The sequence below is a fragment of the Rhizobium sp. CC1099 genome, from assembly GCF_029714385.1.
GTDB lineage: Bacteria > Pseudomonadota > Alphaproteobacteria > Rhizobiales > Rhizobiaceae > Rhizobium.
Genome location: NZ_CP121642.1, coordinates 813,697 through 831,440, shown reverse-complemented (window position 1 = coordinate 831,440; position 17,744 = coordinate 813,697). Strand labels below are relative to the sequence as shown.

The 17,744-nt window shown below is 59.3% G+C and carries 13 protein-coding genes and 1 pseudogene; 12 read left to right on the top strand and 2 right to left on the bottom strand.

The genetic code is table 11. The annotated features are described in order from the left end of the window. The 7 genes from QA644_RS25130 (at window position 1) to QA644_RS25100 (ending at window position 9,347) form a co-directional block, all read left to right on the top strand. Window positions 1–999, top strand: coding sequence for an ABC transporter permease (locus QA644_RS25130; RefSeq protein WP_074071576.1), 999 nt, complete (start codon window positions 1–3; stop codon window positions 997–999). Then, on the top strand, window positions 999–2,171 hold the full coding sequence (locus QA644_RS25125) for an ABC transporter permease (RefSeq protein ID WP_074071575.1): 1,173 nt from the start codon (window positions 999–1,001) through the stop codon (window positions 2,169–2,171). The genes QA644_RS25130 and QA644_RS25125 overlap by 1 nt, the downstream gene beginning before the upstream one ends. Window positions 2,172–2,264: 93 nt before the next feature. Beyond that, a complete protein-coding gene (locus QA644_RS25120; protein WP_074073034.1) occupies window positions 2,265–3,473 on the top strand; it encodes a glycosyltransferase family protein in 1,209 nt (402 codons plus the stop codon). Window positions 3,474–3,483: 10 nt separating this feature from the next. After that, on the top strand, window positions 3,484–4,731 hold the full coding sequence (locus QA644_RS25115) for a glycosyltransferase (RefSeq protein WP_283073742.1): 1,248 nt from the start codon (window positions 3,484–3,486) through the stop codon (window positions 4,729–4,731). Next, window positions 4,728–5,861 carry a glycosyltransferase gene (locus QA644_RS25110; RefSeq protein WP_283073741.1) on the top strand — a complete coding sequence of 378 codons (1,134 nt, stop codon included), beginning with the start codon at window positions 4,728–4,730 and terminating at the stop codon, window positions 5,859–5,861. The genes QA644_RS25115 and QA644_RS25110 overlap by 4 nt, the downstream gene beginning before the upstream one ends. 193 nt (window positions 5,862–6,054) lie before the next feature. Then, the gene (locus QA644_RS25105; RefSeq protein ID WP_283073740.1) at window positions 6,055–8,769 is read left to right on the top strand and encodes an ABC transporter transmembrane domain-containing protein; all 2,715 of its coding nucleotides are present in this window, start codon (window positions 6,055–6,057) and stop codon (window positions 8,767–8,769) included. Between the two features lie 107 nt (window positions 8,770–8,876). Beyond that, window positions 8,877–9,347, top strand: a complete 471-nt coding sequence (locus QA644_RS25100) for a Crp/Fnr family transcriptional regulator (protein ID WP_239601053.1) — start codon at window positions 8,877–8,879, stop codon at window positions 9,345–9,347. 99 nt (window positions 9,348–9,446) lie between these two features. Here the strand turns inward: QA644_RS25100 and QA644_RS25095 are convergent, their stop codons facing one another. Further along, window positions 9,447–10,781, bottom strand: coding sequence for an MFS transporter (locus QA644_RS25095; RefSeq protein WP_239601055.1), 1,335 nt, complete (start codon window positions 10,779–10,781; stop codon window positions 9,447–9,449). A 366-nt stretch (window positions 10,782–11,147) separates the two neighbouring features. Here QA644_RS25095 and cyoA point away from each other — a divergent pair, with 366 nt between their 5' ends. From cyoA to QA644_RS25070, 5 genes are all read left to right on the top strand, one after another. Then, on the top strand, window positions 11,148–12,335 hold the full coding sequence (cyoA, locus tag QA644_RS25090) for a ubiquinol oxidase subunit II (protein ID WP_283073739.1): 1,188 nt from the start codon (window positions 11,148–11,150) through the stop codon (window positions 12,333–12,335). Window positions 12,336–12,381: 46 nt separating this feature from the next. After that, complete coding sequence (gene cyoB / locus QA644_RS25085; RefSeq protein ID WP_239601057.1) at window positions 12,382–14,385, top strand: cytochrome o ubiquinol oxidase subunit I; 2,004 nt, start codon at window positions 12,382–12,384, stop codon at window positions 14,383–14,385. 5 nt (window positions 14,386–14,390) lie between these two features. Further along, window positions 14,391–15,011: a cytochrome o ubiquinol oxidase subunit III gene (gene cyoC / locus QA644_RS25080; protein ID WP_074073032.1), complete on the top strand. Its 621-nt coding sequence runs from the start codon at window positions 14,391–14,393 to the stop codon at window positions 15,009–15,011. Continuing rightward, a complete protein-coding gene (gene cyoD / locus QA644_RS25075) occupies window positions 15,008–15,409 on the top strand; it encodes a cytochrome o ubiquinol oxidase subunit IV (RefSeq protein WP_074071569.1) in 402 nt (133 codons plus the stop codon). Before cyoC ends, cyoD begins: the two co-directional genes overlap by 4 nt. 104 nt (window positions 15,410–15,513) lie before the next feature. Next, on the top strand, window positions 15,514–16,275 hold the full coding sequence (locus tag QA644_RS25070) for an SURF1 family protein (protein WP_283074021.1): 762 nt from the start codon (window positions 15,514–15,516) through the stop codon (window positions 16,273–16,275). Here the strand turns inward: QA644_RS25070 and QA644_RS25065 are convergent. Continuing rightward, window positions 16,202–17,704, bottom strand: a pseudogene (locus QA644_RS25065) (response regulator); the annotation flags it as partial. The gene QA644_RS25070 and the pseudogene QA644_RS25065 sit on opposite strands and share 74 nt — an antisense overlap. Between the last annotated feature and the right edge of the window lie 40 nt (window positions 17,705–17,744).

Sequence of the window (17,744 nt, the reverse complement as noted above, 5' to 3'; positions counted from 1 at the left end):
GTGCTGAGATATATTCTCTGGCGGATTGCCGCCATGGTCCCCACACTGCTCGTGATTTCGGCGCTCGTCTTTACCATCATCGAGTTGCCGCCGGGCGATTTCTTCGAAAGCCAGATTGCCGAGCTGCGCGCACAGGGCGAGAGCGCGAACCTGCAAGAAATCGAAGAGCTGCGGCAGCAATACGGTTTCGACAAACCGACGATCATCCGCTACTTCTATTGGGTCGGCGGCATGCTGCACGGCGATTTCGGCTATTCGTTCGAATACCAGTTGCCGGTTTCCGCAGTGGTCGGCGACCGTCTGTGGCTGACGATCCTCGTTTCCTTCACGACCATCCTGGTGACGTGGCTGATCGCCTTTCCGATCGGCATCTATTCCGCTACCCATCAATATAGCTGGAGCGACTACGGACTGACGTTTCTCGGGCTGCTCGGCATTGCCATTCCGAACTTCATGCTGGCACTCATCCTGATGTATTTCGCCAATATCTGGTTCGGCATCTCGATCGGTCATCTGATGGACCAGAAATATCTCTCCGAGCCTATGAGCTGGGAGAAGGCGCGATCGATCCTGTCCCACCTGTGGATCCCTGTCATCATCGTCGGCACGGCGGGTACGGCCGGCATGATCCGCCGCCTTCGTGCCAATCTGCTGGATGAGATGCAGAAGCAATATGTGACGACTGCGCGCGCCAAAGGTCTTCATCCGACCCGTGCGCTCATCAAATATCCGCTGCGCATGGCGCTCAACTTCTTTGTCGCCGACATCGGTTCGATCCTGCCGTCGATCATCTCCGGCGCCGAGATCGTCGCCATCGTGCTGTCGCTCGAAACGACTGGCCCGATGCTGATAAAGGCACTGCAGAGCCAGGACATGTACCTTGCCGGCTCCTTCCTGATGTTCCTTGCCTTCCTGAACGTCATCGGCGTGTTGGTTTCCGATATCGCCCTCGGCTTCCTCGATCCGCGCATCCGTCTGCAAGGCAGGAGCACCAAATAATGTCGCCCTTGCCACCGCCCGGCGCTCCCTTGCAGCACTATGTCTCGACCGCACCGTTCGATCCCATCGCCACGGAAACGATGGCGGCTGCCAGTTCGCGTATTCACCTTGCTTCCCAAAAGCAACTGATGTGGTGGAAGTTCAAGCAGCACCGTCTAGCGCTGGCTTCCGGCATCTTTTTGCTTGTCGTCTATCTGATGATACTGGTCGTTGAGTTTCTGGCGCCTTACGGCCTGCACACGCGCAATGTCGACTACATCCATTCCCCGCCCCAGCGCGTGCACCTCTTCGACAAGGGCGAATTCGTCGGTCCCTTCGTCTATGGCCGCACGATGCAACTTGACCTTGACACGCTGCGCCGGGTCTACACCGACAATCCGAACGACGTTCAGCCGATCCGCTTCTTCTGCCGTGGCGATTCCTATAAGTTTTGGGGCCTCGTTCAGTCCGATCTGCATCTTGTCTGCCCGGCACAAGGCGGCCAGATGTACCTGCTCGGCACCGATCGCCTCGGCCGCGACGTGCTCTCCCGTATCCTCTACGGCGCCCGGATTTCGTTGACAATCGGCCTGATCGGCATCGCAATCAGCTTCGTGCTCGGCATCGTCATCGGCGGCCTTGCCGGCTATTGGGGCGGCGTCTTCGACCTGATCGTCCAGCGGGTGATCGAGGTGCTGCAGTCGCTGCCGAGCCTGCCGCTCTGGATGGCTCTTGCAGCCATCATGCCGGTGACGTGGAGCCCGATCGTCATCTATTTCGGTATTACTGTAATCCTCGGCATCATCGATTGGACCGGGCTTGCGCGTGCTGTGCGTTCCAAGCTTCTGGCGCTGCGCGAAGAGGATTACGTGCAGGCTGCCCAGCTGATGGGGGCAAGCACGCCCCGCATCATCGCGCGGCATCTTGTTCCCGGCTTCATGTCGCATCTGATTGCCTCGGCGACGATTTCGATCCCGGGCATGATCCTCGGCGAAACGGCGCTTTCCTTTCTCGGGCTTGGCCTTCGGCCGCCGATCACCAGCTGGGGTATCTTGCTCACCGAGGCCAAGAGCGTCAGCGTCATTGCCTTTTATCCGTGGCTGCTTTTCCCGATTATTCCAGTGGTTCTTGTCATTTTGGCCTTCAACTTTCTGGGAGATGGGTTGCGCGATGCAGCAGATCCCTACAAATAGCAGCAGGCTTGGTGGAGATTTGCCGCTCTGCCGTGTCTCGCCCTCCGGAAGACTGGGGGCCTAACTATGTTGTTCGCCCCGAAGGAAATACCCATGGCCAGACGCGTGGAAGATGCTCGCATTCTGATGTACAGCCACGATACGTTCGGCCTCGGCCACCTGCGCCGCTGTCGGACAATTGCACATGCGCTGGTCGAGGATTATCGTGGTCTCAATGTGCTGATCATTTCCGGCGCAACGATTGCCGGTGCGTTCGACTACCGGGCGCGCGTCGACTTCGTGAAGATCCCCAGCGTGATCAAGCTTCACAACGGCGAATATACGTCCATGGCGAGCCATATCGATCTTCACGAAACGCTGAAGATGCGCGAATCGAGCATCCGCCATACGGCAGAGACCTTTCAGCCGGACATCTTCATCGTCGACAAGGAGCCGATGGGCCTCAAAGGCGAAATCGAGGACACGCTTGCTTATCTGAAGGCACGGGGCACGACATTGGTGCTCGGTCTGCGCGAGATCATGGATGCGCCGCATCTGCTCGATGCCGAGTGGAAGAGGAACGGTATCATGCAGAAGATCGACCAGTATTACGACAGCGTCTGGGTCTACGGGCCGCCTGATTTTTACGATCCGCTGATCGGCCTCGACGTTCCCCACAGCGTGCGCCGGAAGATGGACTTCGTCGGCTTCCTGCAACGCAGCGTTTCGGTCGGCAAGACATCGGTCAACGCGCGCAAGGACGATTACATCCTCGTCACCACCGGCGGCGGCGGAGATGGTTCCGACCTCGTACATGACGTGATGAACGCCTATGAGCATGATGCGACGCTTGAGCAGAAAGCGCTGGTCGTGCTCGGACCCTACATGCCGGCAGTCGAGCGCGCGAAACTCGTCAGGAAAGGCGAAAAGATCCCCTATATCGAAGTGATCGAGTTCGACAACCACATGGAAGAACTCATGGTCGGCGCCACGGGCGTCGTTGCCATGGGCGGCTACAACACCTATTGCGAGATTCTGTCCTTCGACAAGCCGGCCCTCGTCGTGCCGCGGGTCAAGCCCCGGGAAGAGCAGTTGCTGCGTGCCCAGCGCGCCAGCGAACTCGGCCTTGTGGACGTGCTTCTGCCCGATCAGTCGGCTGATCCGGCCATCATGGCAGAGGCACTGAAACGGCTGCCGCAACGCCTGCCACCATCAAAGAGCGGACGCGATATGCAACTTCAAGGGCTCGACCATATTTCGCAGACCGTCGGCCACTGGCTCGACAATCGCGGCAGCCATCTTGCCGTCGTCGGCGCAGAATAAGATCAAAGCCTTGCCGGAGCGCCGCAAGATTCTTGTCGTGCTGAAAGGCTATCCGCGCCTTTCCGAAACCTTCATTGCCCAAGAGCTGCTCGGCCTGGAAAAAGCGGGCTTCCATCTGACGCTGATTTCGATGAGGCGGCCGACCGACACGAAACGCCACCCGGTGCATGACGAGATCAAGGCGCGCGTCGTCTACCTGCCGGAATACCTGCACGAAGAGCCGCTGCGCGTCCTGAAGGGGCTTTTTGCCGGCTTTGGAAAGCCGGGTTTCAAGGCCTTGATGAAACGCTTTCTGACCGATCTGCCACGCGATATGTCGCGCAACCGCTTCCGCCGCCTCGGCCAGGCGCTGGTGCTTGCCCGCGAGTGGCCCGATAACGGCCAATGGCTGCACGCACACTTCATCCATACACCTGCTTCTGTCACCGATTATGCAAGCATCCTGACAGGCGTGCCCTGGACCGTCTCGGCCCATGCGAAAGACATTTGGACGTCACCCGACTGGGAGCTGAACACCAAGCTTGGCACCGCCCGCTGGGCGGTAACGTGCACGAGGAGCGGCTGGGAGCATATGCGAAGCCTGACCGGGCGGCCGGATGCAATACACCTCAGCTATCACGGCCTCGATCTGGCCCGCTTCGGCCGTTTCGAAGGCCAGCACTCCAACCGGGATGGCACCGATCCGTCCGACCCGGTTTTTCTATTGAGCGTCGGCCGGGCGGTCGAAAAGAAGGGCTACGACGTGCTGCTGCGCGCCCTTGCCCTGCTTCCAAAAAGCCTCAACTGGCGTTTCGAACACATCGGCGGCGGTGACGAACTGGCCAGATTGAAGGCGCTCGCCGCGGAGCTCGGACTTGCCGGCAACATTGCCTGGAAAGGCGCGATGGCGCAGAAGGATGTGCTCGCTCATTATCGCAGCGCCGACCTGTTTGCGCTTGCCTGCCGTATTGCAGCCAACGGCGACAGGGATGGATTGCCAAATGTGCTGGTCGAGGCGTCGAGCCAGCGGCTCATGTGCCTTTCGACCGATGTTTCAGGTGTGCCGGAACTGCTGACAAACGGCGAGAACGGTCTCGTCGTTCCACCGGAAGATCCGATGGCGCTCGCTGGCGCGCTTGAGGCAGCGATCCGCGATCCGGCGCTGCGAAGACGGCTGGGCGATGCGGCGGAAAAACGCGTGCGTGAGCATTTCGACTATCATTCCAGCATAAAGCAGCTGATACACCTCTTCGAAGAGGAATGGCAACAACCCTCATGAGCGCAAAACGCATCCTCTTTTACGTCCAGCACCTGCTCGGCATCGGCCACATCGCGCGCGCAAGCCGCATTGCCGACGCATTGGTCAAGGACGGTTTTGACGTGACGGTCGCAACAGGCGGCTTACCAGTTCCAGGCTTTCCCAGCGCAGGCATAAAGACCATAGCCTTGCCGCCGGTCGTTGCCAGCAATGCCGGCTTTTCGGGTCTGGCGGACGCCCACGGCAATGTCGCCGGCGACGCCTTTCTGTCAAGACGGCGCGACCTGCTGCTTGCCGCATTTCAGGAGGTGCGGCCGCATGCCGTCATCACCGAGGCCTTCCCCTTCGGCAGGCGTCAGATGCGCTTCGAACTGCTGCCGCTGCTCGATATGATCGGCAGGACGGATCCAAAGCCAAAACTCTTCAGTTCGGTGCGCGACATCCTTCAAGAAAACCGCAAGCCCGGCCGGGACGAGGAAACCGTCGACCTGGTGAAACGTCACTTCGACGCCGTGCTCGTTCACGGTGATTCGGATTTTGTGCGACTTGAAGATACCTTTCCGCTGACGGCCGAAATCGCAGACAAGGTACGATATACCGGTCTCGTTGCACCCCCACCGGCCGCCGCTCCGACCGACGTCTTCGACATCATTGCCTCCGCTGGCGGCGGGGCCGTCGGCCTGAAGCTCATCCGCGCGGCGCGCGATGCGGCAGCCATGCTGCCCGCAAGTCATCGCTGGCTGCTCGTCACCGGTCCCAATCTGCCGGAGACGGACTTTATCGGGCTGAGCCGGGCCGCACCTGCCAACATCACGCTTGCGCGCTTCCGCAAGGACTTCCCCTCGCTGCTGCGCGGCGCGAAAATCTCGATCTCGCAGGCAGGCTACAACACGGTCGGAGACCTGCTGCGAACAAATTGTCGTTCGATCCTTATCCCCTTTGTCGCCGGCGGCGAAACGGAGCAGACGGTGCGGGCCGAGCGTTTGCAGGCACTGGGTCTTGCCGCAGTTCTTCCAGAGCAAGGACTGACCGCAGAGCATGTGGCAGCGGCAGTCGAAAGCGTGCTTGCAGCACCCGCCAGAAAGGACGTCACGCTCGATCTGACGGGAGCCGAGACAACTGCTTCGATCATCCGTTCGATGCTTGGTTGAATCGCTCGCCTATTATGAAAATCCTGTGATATAACTGAAGCTCCGGCGAGAATCGGCATTCGACAGCAATCCGCTTCGCCTTGATTTCCCTACAATACCCGGCGGTCCGGTTGCATGAATCTGTTTTCGGCATCTCCCCTTACGAATGGCCCCCTATCCCGGCCCGCCCTTTCCAATCAGGCTGACGGTTAGCATGGAAAAAAGCCTCGCCCGCTATATCTGGTCGAACACGCGGCGACAGCAGCTTTGGATTTTGGCTGTCGTTGCCGTCTCGATGGTCCCCTATTTCTTGTCCTTCGATTTGCCGAAACAGATCGTCAACGGCCCGATTCAAGGTGATGGCTTCGAGAATGCGAATGCGACCCAGACCTTCATGCATCTTGCCTATGACATCCCGCTGATCGGGCATGTCGAGTTCTTCGAGGGGTTCCAGCTCAACCGCCTTCAGATGCTGATGGCGCTGAGCCTCGTCTTCCTGGCGCTCGTCGTACTGAACGGCCTCTTCAAATTCTACATCAATACCTACAAAGGCCGCCTCGGCGAGCGGATGTTAAGGCGTATTCGGTTCCAACTCATCGACCGGGTGCTGCGTTTCCCGCCCGTCCATTTCAAGCGGGTGAAATCGGCTGAAATTGCCACGATGATTAAGGACGAGGTGGAGCCAATGGGCGGCTTCACCGGTGATGCCTTCGTCTCGCCTGCCCTTCTCGGCGGCCAGGCGCTGACGGCGCTTGCCTTCATCATTGTCCAGAACTTCTGGCTCGGCATGATTGCGGCCGCAATCGTCGGCGTGCAGGCGGTCGTCATTCCGCGCATGAGAAAACGACTGCTCGAGCTCGGCCGCCAGCGGCAGCTGACAGCCCGCGAGCTTTCCGGCCGCGTTGGCGAGATTGTCGAGGGTATCGGCACGATTCACGGCAATGACACCTCGAACCTGGAACGCGCCGACATTGCCACGCGTCTCGGCCTCATCTTCTCGATCCGCTACGACCTTTACCAGTGGAAGTTCCTGGTGAAGTTCCTGAACAACTTCCTGGCGCAGGTGACGCCGTTCCTATTCTACGCGATCGGCGGCTATCTCGCGTTGCAGGGGCGCCTTGACATCGGCCAGCTCGTTGCCGTCATCAGCGCCTACAAGGATCTTCCGGGGCCGTTGAAGGAACTGATCGACTGGGATCAGATGCGCCAGGACGTTCAGGTCAAGTATCAGCAGGTCTATGAACAGTTCAATGTCGAGCCGCTCATTGACAGCCGCATCCAGGAAATCCCGGCAGAAGCAATCGGCCCGCTGACGGCAGCCCTCGTCGTCAGCAACCTCACCCTCAGCGACGATAGCGGCGCGCGCCTGGTCGACCACGTCTCGGTCGAGATCAGGCCGAACGAGACAGTGGCGATTGTCGGGCCGAACGGCAGCGGTGCGGAGGCTTTCGCCGAAGCGCTCGGCCGCATCGTCTGGCCGGACTCAGGCCGTATCAGCATCGACGGCCGCGACCTTCTGGAACTGCCGGAATCGATTACCGGCCGTCGCATTTCCTACGCTTCCGCCGATAGCTATTTTTTTCACGGCACGCTGCGCGACAACCTGCTTTACGGTCTCAAGCATGCACCGCTGACCGATCCCAACTACGAGGACGAGGCAGCACAGGAATTCAAATGGCATGCCGCCGAGGCGCTGAAGGCCGGCAACCCGACGCTTGATCTCAACAGCGACTGGGTCGATTACAACGCCGCCGGGGCAACCGGACCGGACGATCTGCTGACGGCGATCCGACCGGTGCTCGATGCCGTGTTGATTTCGCAGGACATTCTCGACCTTGCCCTCCGCTCGACGGTTGATACAACAGTGCATGTGGCGCTTGCGGATCGCATCGTCGATCTGCGTCAGTCGCTGCGAGGGCGTATGAAGGACGAGAGCCTCGATGCCATCGTCGTGCCTTTTGATTTCGATAACTACAATTCCCAGGCAACGGTCGGCGAAAACCTGCTCTTCGGCACGATGAAACGACCGATGATGAACAACCGCAAGCTTGCGGCACACCCCTATTTCCAGCAGCTTTTCCGCGATACCGGCCTCAGCAACGACCTCTATGCGATGGGCCTGGAAATCGCCGAAAACGCCGTCGAACTCTTCCACGATCTACCGCCCGACCACCCTTTTTTCCAGCAGCTGACCTTCATGACGGCGGATGATATTCCGACCTATCAGGCCTTGCTGCAGAAATTGCAGAGCCGCCGGTTCGAGGATGCGAGCATCGATGAGCGCTCGATGATCATCCGGCTGAGCTTTGCCTATATCGAGCCGCGCCATCGCTTCGGCTTGCTGAGCGATGAACTGATGGCCAAGATCGTGAGCGCCCGCAAGCAGTTTCACGAGCATATACCGGATGATCTGGCCGTTCTCATCGAGCGGCACGATCCCGAGCGCTTCACCTCCTCCGCAACGCTGATGGACAACGTGCTGTTCGGCCGTATCGCCTATCAGCAGGCGGACGCTTCCGATCGTATTCGCACCATCATGAGCGAACTCTTCGATGCGCTTGATCTTTACGACGACGTGTTGTCGATCGGCCTTGAGTTTGACGTCGGTTCCGGCGGCAAGCGATTGACGATGGTTCAGCGCCAGAAACTCAACCTCGCCCGCGCGCTTTTGAAGCGCTCGGATTATTTCATCTTCAACCGGCCGCTTCCCGCGCTCGATCAGCGTGTGCAGGATCAGATCATCCGCAACGTCGTCCAAGACCTGCACGAGGAGGGTAAACGCCCAGCGATCATCTGGGTGCTTTCAAACGCAAGACTTGCAGAAATCTTCGACAGGATTTTACTTTTTAATCGCGGAGATTTAGTGGAAGCGGGAAACTATCCGGAACTTTCCGAGAAAAACGGGATGTTCAAGGAGCTGTTATCGTAATATTCTATTGCAGCGGCTGAGACGGCATTCTTGCGAGGGAATGTCAGTAGAGTTTTTTAAAGCGCGTTCTCCTTCGGCGAGGAGAAGCGGCAGGGGGTGAGACGCTCATGCTGTTGAGAGATGAAGTCGAAATGCTGCGGCGGGTGCCGATCTTCGCAAGGATCGCCCCGGCGAAACTCAAGCTTTTGGCCTTCACCTCCGATCGGATGACCTACAAGGCCGGTCAGGATCTTTTCCACCAGGGCGATCCGGGCGACGCGGCCTATGTGGTGCTTTCCGGCACCGCCGATATTCTCGTGAATTCGCCTGCAGGCGACATAAAAGTCGCCGACGTCGACGTTAATTCCATCGTCGGCGAAATCGCCATCCTCTGTGACGTGTCGCGCACCGCGACTGTCCGTGCTACCTCTCCACTGGAAGTGCTGCGCATCAGCAAGGAGCATTTCCTGAAGCTTCTCAGCGATTTTCCCGAAATTGCCGTCGAGATCATGCGCGTCCTTGCCGACCGCCTGAACCATACGACGGCGGAATTGACGGCCGCACGCGCTGCAAAGCAGCCGCAGGCGGCGCTTCAGTAATCTTCGGCAAGTTCCGGACATGAAACCCCCCCGAAGGCTGTTGTCCAACTTTCGGGGGTCAGTTCACCGAGGCCGGCGGGCTTCATGCTTCAGTGGTCGCTACTCGCGCTGTTCCAGCGCCTTGCTGAAGGCAAGTGCGGCAAGCGTGCAGATGGCGCCCGAAAGCAGGTAATAGCCGACAAAAGGCAGGCCGAAGCGGCTGGACAGACTAAGTGCAACGAGGGGCGCAAAACCCGCACCCACCAGCCAGGCGAGATCCGACGTGAAGGCTGCGCCCGTATAGCGATAGCCGCGGCCGAACCGCGAAGAGATCGAACCGGTAGCCTGACCGAACGAAAGGCCAAGCACGCCGAAGCCAATGATGACGAATGCGTCCTGACCGGTGTCGCCGGCGGCAATCAGCATCGGACCGATGAAGGAGAAGATCGCGATCAGCACGGCACAGACGGCGAGCTGACCGCGGCGGCCGATGCGATCGGCGATCAGGCCAGAGGCGATGATGGCGACGATGCCGACCATGGCACCGATGATCTGCACAACCATGAAAGTGCCGAGCGGTTGGCTGCCGTAAAGGCTCATCCAACCAAGCGGAAAAATGGTGACGAGATGGAACATTGCAAAGCTTGCGAGAGGGACGAAGGCGCCGATCAGGATATCGCGACCGTGGATGCGAAGGACATCGACAATTGGCGCCGCTTCCAGTTCATGCTGCTCCAGGAGCGTGCCGAATTCATTCGTCATGACGAGACGCAGGCGGGCAAAGAGGGCCACGACGTTAATGGCGAATGCGACGAAGAACGGGTAGCGCCAGCCCCAGGAGAGGAAATCATCGTTTGAGAGATTGGCGATGAAGAAGCCGAACAGGGTGCTCGCCAGCGCAAAACCGATCGGCGCACCGAGCTGCGGGATCATCGCATACCAGCCGCGGTGCCGCTCCGGCGCATTCAGCGCCAGCAACGAAGCAAGCCCGTCCCATGCGCCTCCGAGGGCAAAGCCTTGCCCAAGGCGGAAAAGCGCAAGCAAGGCGATCGACCAGTAGCCGATTACGTTGTAGCCGGGCAGGAAGGCAATCGAGGCCGTCGAGCCACCGAGCAGGAAGAGCGCAATCGTCAGCTTTGTGCCGCGGCCGTAGAAGCGGTCGATGGTCATGAACACAACGGAGCCGACAGGGCGGGCAAGGAAAGCCAGCGAAAAGATCGCGAAAGAATAAAGCGTCGCCGTCAGCCGGTCCGGCGCGAAGGGAAAGACAAGCTGCGGAAAGACGAGAACCGAGGCCAGGCCGTAAACGAAGAAATCGAAAAATTCCGACATGCGTCCGATGACGACGCCGATCGCGATGCTGCCCGGCGAGACCGGCTTGTCATCGTGAATTCTGCGTGCGTCGCGTTCCAGCGTGCGCGATGACGGTCCGTAGTGTACCTGTGTTTCAGCCATTTAACGCCTCCCTCGTTGAGGTGCTTTTACGAAGCGCCTCAAGACGATCTTGATCAAACCCGCCGGGTTATCAAGTCCGGACGGCGCAAATAGTTCATCATCCATTTCAAAATTGCATGTAGATCGCAAAATGCGCACGGGGCGGCTTGCGAAACTGGCCAACTGCGCATTTGCGGATATATAGGCCGGGAAAACATTTGATCCCGGCACAATCCTTCGTGAATTGATCAGGATTTTTCAGAAAGCCGTAAAATGACATTCTGCCGCATCGCGGCATATTTGCTGCACTGCGACCAAACACCTCATGTCACCATGCCGTTTCGTGCTTTAGTCGCGGTTCGGACGAAACAACAAGAGCTTAGAGACGTGCAAAAACTGATGAAGTTTTCCCGCCTTCTATCCGTGTTGCCGCTATTCATGCTGGCAGGGTGCAATCTGGTGGTGATGTCGCCCTCGGGCGATATCGCCAATCAACAGGCAGACCTTATCCTGGTCTCGACCTTCTTGATGCTTTTGATCATCGTGCCGGTCTTGTTCCTCACACTGTTCTTCGCCTGGCGATACAGGCGCTCGAACACAGCGGCGACCTATGATCCGGAATGGCATCACTCCACCCGCCTTGAATTCGTGATCTGGTCAGCGCCGCTTGCCATCATCATTGCGCTCGGCGCAATCACTTGGATCAGCACACACAAGCTCGACCCCTACCGCGCGCTTGACCGGCTGGATGCAGAACGCGCGATTCCTGCTGGTGCGAAGCCGCTCTCCGTCGAAGTCGTGGCGCTCGATTGGAAATGGCTGTTCTTTTATCCTGACCTCGGCATTGCGACCGTCAACGAACTGGCAGCCCCGGTCGACGTTCCGATCAATTTCAAAATCACCGCGTCTTCGGTAATGAACTCCTTCTACATTCCGGCGCTCGCCGGCCAGATCTACGCCATGCCCGGCATGCAGACGAAGTTGCACGCCGTCATCAACAAGGAAGGCGAGTACGAAGGCTTTTCTGCCAATTACAGCGGCGACGGCTTCTCGCACATGCGCTTCAAGTTTCACGGCCTAAACCAGCAGGGCTTCGACGATTGGATCGCCCGTGTCAAAGCGCAAGGTACGGCGCTTAACCGCGATGCCTACCTGAAACTCGAAAGGCCGAGCGAACGAGAGCCCGTGCGCTACTACGCCAGCGCCGAGGCCGGCCTCTACGAGGCCATCCTCAACCTGTGCGCGACGCCCGGTAAGATGTGCATGAACGAGATGATGCACATCGACATGATGGGCGGCGCAGGCAAGGAGAGCGCCGAAAACCGGGAGCGGCTGGAATATGACAACCGCCATGCCGAACAGGGTGAGCGCACCAATGCCCCGACCTTCCCTGCAACCGGCACGCCGGCACGCAGCGGGCAAGAGCCCGAGGGCACCGACAGCAACAGCCAGCAGCCTGACGCCCAGCCGCAGCAGGGCGGGCAGACCATGCCCGGGATGCAGCATGACGGTCATTCGATGCCCGGCATGGATCACGGCAGCGGCAGTCCGGCTCAACGGGGCAGCAACAATTAAAACCTGGCGCTTTGCGTCGCTAAGACACCAATGAACGGGTTAATCCATGTTTTCCAATCCTGACCTCCTGAAGTTCATCTTCGGCCGGTTGACCCTTGAGGCGATCCCCTATCACGAGCCGATCCTCGTCGCGACCTTCATAGCCGTGGTCATCGGTGGTCTCGCCCTGGTCGGCCTCATTACTCATTACAGATTTTGGGGTCCGTTGTGGCGCGACTGGATCACCAGCGTCGATCACAAGAAAATCGGGATCATGTACGTGATCCTCGCCGTCATCATGCTGCTGCGCGGCTTTTCGGACGCGATCATGATGCGGATCCAGCAAGCGATCGCCTTCAACGGATCGGAAGGCTATCTGCCGCCGCACCACTACGACCAGATCTTTACCGCCCACGGCGTTATCATGATCTTCTTCGTGGCCATGCCCTTCGTCACGGGCCTCATGAACTTCGTGGTACCGATGCAGATCGGTGCTCGTGACGTCTCCTTTCCCTTCCTCAACAACTTCTCCTTCTGGATGACGACGGCCGGCGCCATCATCATCATGCTGTCGCTCTTCATCGGCGAGTTCGCGCGCACCGGCTGGCTTGCCTACCCGCCGCTTTCAGGCGCCGACTACAGTCCGGGGGTCGGCGTCGACTACTACATCTGGGGCCTGCAGGTTGCAGGTGTTGGGACGACACTTTCGGGCATCAACCTGATCGCCACCATCGTGAAGATGCGCGCGCCTGGCATGACCATGATGAAGCTCCCCGTCTTCACCTGGACCTCGCTTTGCACCAACGTCTTGATCGTCGCCACCTTTCCGATCCTGACGGCAACGCTTGCGCTGCTGGCGCTCGACCGCTACGCCGGCACGAACTTCTTCACGAACGACCTCGGCGGCAATCCGATGATGTATGTCAACCTCATCTGGATCTGGGGCCATCCGGAGGTCTATATCCTCGTGCTGCCGGCCTTCGGCATCTTCTCGGAAGTGGTCGCGACCTTCTGCGGCAAGCGCCTGTTCGGCTACGCCTCGATGGTCTATGCGACAGTGGTCATCACCATCCTTTCCTATATCGTCTGGCTCCATCACTTCTTCACCATGGGTTCCGGCGCCAGCGTCAACTCCTTCTTCGGAATCACGACCATGATCATCTCGATCCCCACGGGAGCGAAGATGTTCAACTGGCTCTTCACCATGTATCGCGGCCGCATCCGCTATGAAGTGCCGATGCTTTGGACCGTCGGCTTCATGGTGACCTTCGTCATCGGCGGCATGACCGGGGTGCTGCTTGCCGTTCCGCCTGCAGACTTCGTGCTGCACAACTCGCTGTTCCTGATCGCCCACTTCCACAATGTGATCATCGGTGGCGTGCTGTTCGGCCTGCTTGCAGGCGTCAACTACTGGTTCCCGAAGGCCTTCGGCTTCAAGCTCGATCCTTTCTGGGGCAAGGTGAGCTTCTGGTTCTGGCTGACCGGCTTCTATTTCGCCTTCATGCCGCTCTATGTGCTCGGCCTGATGGGCGTCACCCGCCGCGTGTCGCAGTTCGAGGACCCGTCGCTGCAGATCTGGTTCATCATCGCAGCCTTCGGTGCTTTCCTGATCGCGCTCGGCATACTGTCGTTCCTCGTCCAGCTTGTCGTCAGCTTCATGAGGCGCGAGGAACTTGCCGACCATACAGGCGATCCATGGGATGCCCGCACACTTGAATGGTCGACGTCGTCGCCGCCGCCCGACTACAACTTCGCCTTCACGCCCGTGGTGCACGATCATGACAGCTGGTACGACATGAAGAACCGCGGTTACGAACGACCCCTCGAAGGCTTCAAGCCGATCCACATGCCGAAGAACACCGGCACCGGGGCAATCCTTTCGGCCATCAGCGTGGCTCTCGCCTTCGGCCTGATCTGGTACATGTGGTGGCTCGTCGCTGCCTCCGCCGCGGCGCTGCTCGTCGTCACCATTGTCCATACCTTCAACTATAGGCGCGACTTCTATATCCCGGCCGAAGAGGTCAGTAAAACGGAAGGCAAGCGGACCGAACTGCTTGCGACACAGGTATAATGACCATGAGCGATCATACTATCGACACGGCCGAAAAGCCTGAGTTCTATCTCACCGAAGAACATCATCCCGAAGGCAGCACAAATCTCGGCTTCTGGCTCTACCTCATGAGCGACTGCCTGATCTTTGCGGTGCTGTTTGCGACCTATGGCGTTGTTGGCCGCAATTATGCGGCAGGGCCTTCGCCGAAGGACCTGTTCGATCTGCCGCTCGTGGCAGTCAACACGTCGATGCTGCTCTTTTCTTCCATCACCTACGGCTTCGCCATGCTCCAGATGGAAAAGAACAGCAAATCGGGCACGCTGATGTGGCTGGCGGTGACCGGCCTGTTCGGGGCGGCGTTCATCGGTCTTGAACTTTATGAGTTCATTCATTTGATCCACGAGGGTGCAGGTCCATCGCGCAGCGCTTTCCTTTCGGCCTTCTTTACGCTGGTCGGAACCCATGGGCTGCACGTCACGTCCGGCATCATCTGGATGGCAACGCTGATGGTGCAGGTTTCGATGTACGGCCTGATCGAGGCCAACCGGCGCCGCCTCATGTGCCTTTCGATGTTCTGGCACTTCCTCGACGTCGTCTGGATCGGCGTCTTTTCCTTTGTCTACCTGATGGGAGTTCTCGGATGAGTTCGCAAGCACCCGCACATGAGGACGCACACGAAGCCCATCATGGCCATAGCCACGGACACGGGGCAGGCCATGGCTCGATGAAGAGCTATACGATCGGTTTCGCCCTCTCGGTCATCTTGACCGCCATACCCTTCTGGCTTGTCATGGCCGGTGTCTTCGAGAGCCCGGGGGTGACTGCTTTTCTTGTGATGGCGCTCGGCGCGATCCAGATCGTCGTTCACATGATCTGCTTCCTGCATATGAACACCCGCTCGGAAGGAGGCTGGACGATGATGGCGCTGATCTTCACGATCGTGATCGTGGCGATCGCGCTTTCCGGCTCGCTTTGGGTCATGCATCATCTGAATACCAATATGATGCCGATGAGCCCTGAAATGATGAAGAACATGCCCTAGGGGTGTCGAGCGGGCGGCGGCAAGGCCGCCCGTGCAGGTTTTCCGCCATGCCAGACAGCTTTCCTTTACCGAAAGACCGGCGCCGACCATCAATCCGGCTGGCAATGCTGTGCAGCCTGATGCTTCTTTCGACGGCAGGTTTCGTCGCTCTCGGCCTCTGGCAGGTGGAGCGGCTGTCCTGGAAACGTGACCTCATTGCTCGGGTCGATCAACGGGTCCACGCCGAGCCGGCCCCGGCCCCGACAGGAAGGGCAGTCCATGCCGCAGACGACGAATACCGCCGTGTAACGGCGACCGGCACATTGCAGAACGACAAGGAGACGCTGGTCTATGCCTCAACCGAACTGGGTCCAGGCTTTTGGGTGATGACACCGCTGTCGCTTGGTGATGGCCAGACGGTCTTGATCAACCGCGGCTTCGTGCCAACCGACAGGCGCGATCCGCAAACCCGGCCGTCCGGCCAACTCTCCAGTCAGGTCACGATCACAGGGCTGATGCGGATCACGGAACCGAAGGGTTCGTTGCTACAATCGAACGACCCGGCCTCGGGCCGCTGGTACTCCCGCGATGTAGCTGCAATCGCGGCGGAAAAGCATGTGGCAGACGCTGCCGAGTATTTCATCGATGCCGACAACACTCCCAATCCCGGTGGCCTTCCGATCGGCGGACTGACACGCATCGTCTTTCCGAACAACCACCTCGTCTACGCGATCACATGGTTTGGCTTGGCGCTGATGGTGGCGGGCCTGCTGGCATTCGTGATCCGAAGCGAGGTTCGGACGCACCGGCCGTGGCAATCGTCCGGCCGATTGCCTCGGCAAGTTGTGCCTGCGAGAAGGGCTTGCCGAGACGCGGCAGGTCGATGAGGCCGCCGCCGGGCGGAATGTCGGCATAGCCCGTGGCAAGGATGATCGGCATGTGCGGCCAATCACGGCGGATCGCCTCCGCAAGCTCTGCACCCGTCATCCGCGGCATGGCGTGGTCGGAGATGACAAGGTCGACCTGTTCGCTGGAAAGGATGGCCAGCGCATCGGCGGCCGATGCCGCCTCTACGACGTCGTAGCCTAGGTCCTCCAGCATCAAAACCGTGTTCATGAGCACGAGACTGTCGTCGTCGACGGCCAGGATGCGCAGCGAGCGCGGAAGGCCGGGATGATCGGCCGCTTTTTCCGGGAGCTCTACCGGTGCGTCCTGTGCCAGGACCGCAGGGAACCAAAGCTCGGCGACCGTGCCTTCGCCGAGGCGGCTCTTCAAGACGAGCCGGCCGCCTGACTGCGCGGCGAGCCCTTGAACCATCGGCAATCCGAGACCGGTGCCTTTCCCGACACCCTTCGTCGTGAAGAAGGGTGTCGTCGCCTGTTCAAGTGTCTCTTCGTCCATGCCCTCTCCGCCGTCGATGACCGAAAGACAAAGATACGCACCGGGCGTAAGGATCCCTTCCCTTTCACCTACCGTCCGTTCCTGCGCTCTGACAGTGATTTTCCCTCCGCGCGGCATGGCATCACGCGCGTTCACAATCAGATTGAGGATTGCTGTTTCGAGCTGGTTGGGATCGGTGGCAATTGTTGGAACGCCCGGCAGCACATCGATTTCCAGCATGGTCAGCGGCCCGAGCGAACGCTGCAGCATGTCGGCCATTCCGTCCATGAGCGCTGCAATCTCGATCGTCTTGACCGCCAGTTCCTGGCGCCTCGAAAAGGCGAGCATGCGCTGCGTCAAGGCAGCGCCGCGCTGCGCACCCTGGATGGCATTTTCGACGAGGGGCATCAGCTCCGGTTGTTCAGGCATCCGCTTCTTCAAAATCTCCAGGCTGCCGAGAACGGCCATCAGAAGATTGTTGAAGTCGTGGGCAATGCCGCCGGTGAGCTGGCCGATCGCCTCCATCTTCTGCGCCTGGAAAAGCTCTTCGCGTGCCTGATCGAGCGCACGTTGGATTTCGCGCTTCTCGGTCATGTCGCGGGTGATCTTCGCAAAACCAATTACTTCCCCGCAATCGTCCGTGATAGCGTCAAGGACCACGTTCGCCCAAAAGCGGCTGCCGTCCTTGCGCATGCGCCAGGCCTCCTTTTCGAAGCGGCCGTCGCGGCGGGCAATTTCAAGCGCACGTTCCGGCTCACCGGCAGCACGGTCCTCCTCGGTGTAGAAATTCGAGAAGTGCCTGCCGATGATTTCTTCCTGTGAATATCCTTTGAGGCGCTGAGCACCGACGTTCCATGTGGCGACGTGACCCTCCGGACTAAGCATATAGATTGCGTAGTCGCTGATGGCATCGACAAGTAACCGCAAGCGGCCCTCGCCCGTGAGAGACGCACCAAATCGATCCATCACTTCCATA

Bases quoted from the DNA above. Each gene is read 5' to 3' on its own strand.
- QA644_RS25125 (WP_074071575.1), top strand. From the start codon at position 999: ATGTCGCCCTTGCCACCGCCCGGCGCTCCCTTGCAGCACTATGTCTCG.
- QA644_RS25120 (WP_074073034.1), top strand. From the start codon at position 2,265: ATGGCCAGACGCGTGGAAGATGCTCGCATTCTGATGTACAGCCACGAT.
- QA644_RS25110 (WP_283073741.1), top strand. From the start codon at position 4,728: ATGAGCGCAAAACGCATCCTCTTTTACGTCCAGCACCTGCTCGGCATC.
- QA644_RS25105 (WP_283073740.1), top strand. From the start codon at position 6,055: ATGGAAAAAAGCCTCGCCCGCTATATCTGGTCGAACACGCGGCGACAG.
- QA644_RS25100 (WP_239601053.1), top strand. From the start codon at position 8,877: ATGCTGTTGAGAGATGAAGTCGAAATGCTGCGGCGGGTGCCGATCTTC.
- QA644_RS25095 (WP_239601055.1), bottom strand. From the start codon at position 10,781: ATGGCTGAAACACAGGTACACTACGGACCGTCATCGCGCACGCTGGAA.
- cyoB (WP_239601057.1), top strand. From the start codon at position 12,382: ATGTTTTCCAATCCTGACCTCCTGAAGTTCATCTTCGGCCGGTTGACC.
- cyoC (WP_074073032.1), top strand. From the start codon at position 14,391: ATGAGCGATCATACTATCGACACGGCCGAAAAGCCTGAGTTCTATCTC.
- cyoD (WP_074071569.1), top strand. From the start codon at position 15,008: ATGAGTTCGCAAGCACCCGCACATGAGGACGCACACGAAGCCCATCAT.
- QA644_RS25070 (WP_283074021.1), top strand. From the start codon at position 15,514: ATGCTGTGCAGCCTGATGCTTCTTTCGACGGCAGGTTTCGTCGCTCTC.